The following is a 3,057-nucleotide window of genomic DNA, read 5'->3' on the forward strand; positions in this document are numbered from 1 at the left end:
GGTATTGCCCACCAGGGCGCGCGGCTCCCGGGCCACGCCGGGCAAACCGGAAGAGGGTGTGAGCATGCCGAATTCGCCGAGCAGACTCTTGTCCATGACAGTCGCTTTCGGTATCGAGGCCGCCATCGCGGCCTGACGTGCGCGGGCAGCGAACACCGGCCGGTCCGGGTGGAACGGCCTGGCGCTGACCGATCAGCGTCGGGCGATACACAGGCGCGTCAGCAGCGCACGACCGCCGACGGCGAATCGCGGTGGCGGGCCGCGCACGCCGCACGCGGCACTATCCGACAGTGAGGCCGGGAAGTCGCACACGGGCTCGGTCGCCGTCGCGAACGCACCGCGATCCGACGGCTCGTCGCTCCCACTCGCCCGGATGACATCGACGACATACGGTGCGCAGTGCGCGGATTCGAGAACGGGCGCGCCCGCGGACACGGTGGGCGCGGCGGCCGCCTGCGCCGTCGCGAGCGAATGGGCATGCGTTCCCGCGTCCACCAGGGCGCAATCGGCCACCGGCATCAGGATCAGCAAGGCCGCGCCCAGCAGCGACCACATGAGGGTCAGGCGTCGATCGCGTCCGTGTCCCGCACGGTTCACCGCTGCCGCCTCCCGCCTCGGATTCGCTTGTCCGAGCGATACTCCGATCGCCCGGCCACCAATCTACTATCCAACTACGTAGATTGTGCGGACCCGGAGCGGCGGCGTGGCTACCTCGACTTGGGGCGCGTGAGTTTGCGCAGGGCCGCACGCAGGCCCTCGGATTCCTCGGCACTCATCTGCTCGACGAAATGCGCCAGCACCAGCTCCGAGCGCCCGCCACTGCCGAGCGCCTCGCGCATCAGCCGCGCGCTGTACTCCTCGCGGGTGAGGGTGGGCCAGTAGCGGTACGCCTTGCCGATGCGCTCGCGCTCGAGCCAGCCCTTGCGGTGCAGGTTGTCCATGGTGGACATGACCGTCGTATAGGCGATGTCACGTTCGGCGGCGAGCTCGTCGAACAGCTCGCGCACCGTCGTCTTCTCGTCGCGGTCCCAGATTCGTTCGATGACGACCGCTTCCAGATCGCCGAAGCCTCGCGAACTCATATCCGACTCCTCACCTCACGGCTGCGCCGCTGCCGCATCGCGTTTCGGCCGACGTCCTGGCATGCGACCGGCCATCGGATGATCGCCGGTGAGGACTCTGGCCGCACTGGGCGCCGGGACGCGCCCATATGTACGTCCTACGTACGTAGACAGTATTATCCCGTGCGGCCTGCGACGCAACCCGACTCAATCACACTCCGCCATGGGCATTTACCAGGCAAGACGACGCGCCGGACTAGTCGGCCACGCGATGCCCGGCATCCCGCAATGCCGACGACGCCTCCTCCAGACGATGCGCGGGGACCAGGATCAGATCGGCATGAAACGTCGAAGCGACGAACACCGGGATCGCCGACTCGGCCAGCGGGCCGATCAACGCCGCGAGCGTGCCGGGCGTGTTCAGGCCGCCCGCATCCACCCCGTAGAAACCCTTCCAGGTCTCGCCCTCCGCCCACGCCGGGGCCTCCCGAATCACGGTGAGCCCCTCCGGGGCACGCACCAGCGCGATCCACTCGTCATCCTCCGGGAAAGTGGAGTTCGGCAGATGGTCGACCGCGAAGTGGGAGGGGACGACACGCAAACGCTGAGAGCCGGTCATGGCGACATCGTAGGCCGCACGACCGACAGCCACGCACATGCGGACACGCTCGACCCTCGAATTAGTCATGATTACTAAAATAAGATGCCGACGCCCACTCTCGGCCGTAGGGTCTGGGAAATGAGCACCAGCCCAAGGCAAATCGCCATCGAGAACGAACACATCGCCGACACCGGCGGCTACACCGCCGTCGACGGAACCGCGGTCGATATCCGCACCGCACTGGAAGCCGCTGTCGCCGCGACCATCTCCTACACCCCCGAGGCCGACGTCACCGGCGGACCGCGCGGACCCTTCACCGGCATTCCCGAGATCACCGCCGAGGGCACCGTGCAGGCCGCGCGACGTCTGCACGAGGACGGCGGAAAGGCCGTCGCCGTGCTGAATTTCGCCTCCGCCCGCAATCCCGGCGGCGGCTACCTGCGCGGCGCTCGCGCCCAGGAGGAGGACCTCTGCCGCAGCGCGCTGCTGTACCGCTGCTTGCTCGAGGCCCCCGATTACTATGCGGCCCACCGCGCTTCCGAGGACCTGCGCTACAGCCACCGCGTCATCTACTCGCCCGATGTCCCGGTCATCCGCGACGACCACAACGACCTGAGCCCGCACCCGTTCCCGGTGTCGTTCCTGACTTCGGCCGCACCCAACGCCGGTGCGCTGGCCGACCGTTCGGGCGGGCCCGTGTCGGTGGCCGACCTTCTCGTCGAACGTGCCGACCGGGTGCTGGCCGTCGCCGCCCGCCACGGTGCGCGCGAACTCGTGCTCGGCGCATGGGGCTGCGGAGTGTTCCGCAATGATCCGCACGAGGTCGCGGCCGCGTTCGAGCAAGCGCTGCACAACCACGGCGCGGCATTCGAGCGCGTGGTGTTCGCGGTCTGGGACCGCTCCCCCGTCTCGGCCAATCGCGCCGCCTTCGAAGCTCGCTTCGGCAAGACCTCCGTGGCCTGAACCCCGCTGCCGCGCTGCTCCGAGCTGGGTTTGCGGCAGCGGCAACATCCGGACAATTCGTGCATAGATTGCAATATCTACAAATTCGGATAGCTGCGATAGTCCAAGGGCCGTGACCGCCACCTACGGCTCAGCGAGCAAGCCCCGTGCGATGCGCGTAGGCGATGGCCTGCCCGCGATCACGCACACCCAGCTTCGCGAACAGTGAATTGATGTGCGTCTTCACCGTGCTGACGCCGATGAACAGCTCCTTGGCGATCTCGGTGTTGTTGCGCCCCTGCGCCATCAGCCGCAGTACGTCGCGCTCCCGATCGGTGAGGTCGACCGGCGCTTCCGGCGGGGCGTCGAGCGCCGAGAGCAAGCGGCGGCCCACGTCGGAGAACCGGTCGCTGCTGGCCTCGGCTCTGCTGCGCGGCAGCTACCACCTCTACC

The 3,057-nt window shown here is 68.0% G+C and carries 5 protein-coding genes; 1 reads left to right on the forward strand and 4 read right to left on the reverse strand.

What is annotated here, in order from left to right; translation table 11 throughout:
- Positions 1-192 precede the first annotated feature (192 nt).
- The 3 genes from ACWELQ_RS42290 to ACWELQ_RS42300 form a co-directional block, all read right to left on the reverse strand.
- Positions 193-597: a hypothetical protein gene (locus ACWELQ_RS42290; RefSeq protein ID WP_452402610.1), complete on the reverse strand. Its 405-nt coding sequence runs from the start codon at positions 595-597 to the stop codon at positions 193-195.
- A 110-nt stretch (positions 598-707) separates the two neighbouring features.
- Positions 708-1,082 (reverse strand): BlaI/MecI/CopY family transcriptional regulator, encoded by a 375-nt coding sequence (locus tag ACWELQ_RS42295; RefSeq protein ID WP_379363366.1) that lies wholly within the window; start codon positions 1,080-1,082, stop codon positions 708-710.
- A gap of 235 nt (positions 1,083-1,317) precedes the next feature.
- Entirely contained in the window at positions 1,318-1,749 is a 432-nt protein-coding gene (locus ACWELQ_RS42300) for an ACT domain-containing protein (RefSeq protein ID WP_452402611.1), read from the reverse strand.
- Positions 1,750-1,800: 51 nt separating this feature from the next.
- Between ACWELQ_RS42300 and ACWELQ_RS42305 the strand changes: the two genes are divergently transcribed.
- Positions 1,801-2,625, forward strand: coding sequence for a TIGR02452 family protein (locus ACWELQ_RS42305; protein ID WP_452402612.1), 825 nt, complete (start codon positions 1,801-1,803; stop codon positions 2,623-2,625).
- 130 nt (positions 2,626-2,755) lie between these two features.
- Here the strand turns inward: ACWELQ_RS42305 and ACWELQ_RS42310 are convergent, their stop codons facing one another.
- A complete protein-coding gene (locus ACWELQ_RS42310) occupies positions 2,756-2,998 on the reverse strand; it encodes a response regulator transcription factor (protein WP_452402613.1) in 243 nt (80 codons plus the stop codon).
- Positions 2,999-3,057 lie beyond the last annotated feature (59 nt).

It is taken from the genome of Nocardia sp. NPDC004722, from assembly GCF_053601505.1.

Coding starts and splice junctions, on each gene's coding strand:
- ACWELQ_RS42300 (WP_452402611.1), bottom strand. CDS start 1,749: ATGACTAATTCGAGGGTCGAGCGTGTCCGCATGTGCGTGGCTGTCGGT.
- ACWELQ_RS42295 (WP_379363366.1), bottom strand. CDS start 1,082: ATGAGTTCGCGAGGCTTCGGCGATCTGGAAGCGGTCGTCATCGAACGA.
- ACWELQ_RS42305 (WP_452402612.1), top strand. CDS start 1,801: ATGAGCACCAGCCCAAGGCAAATCGCCATCGAGAACGAACACATCGCC.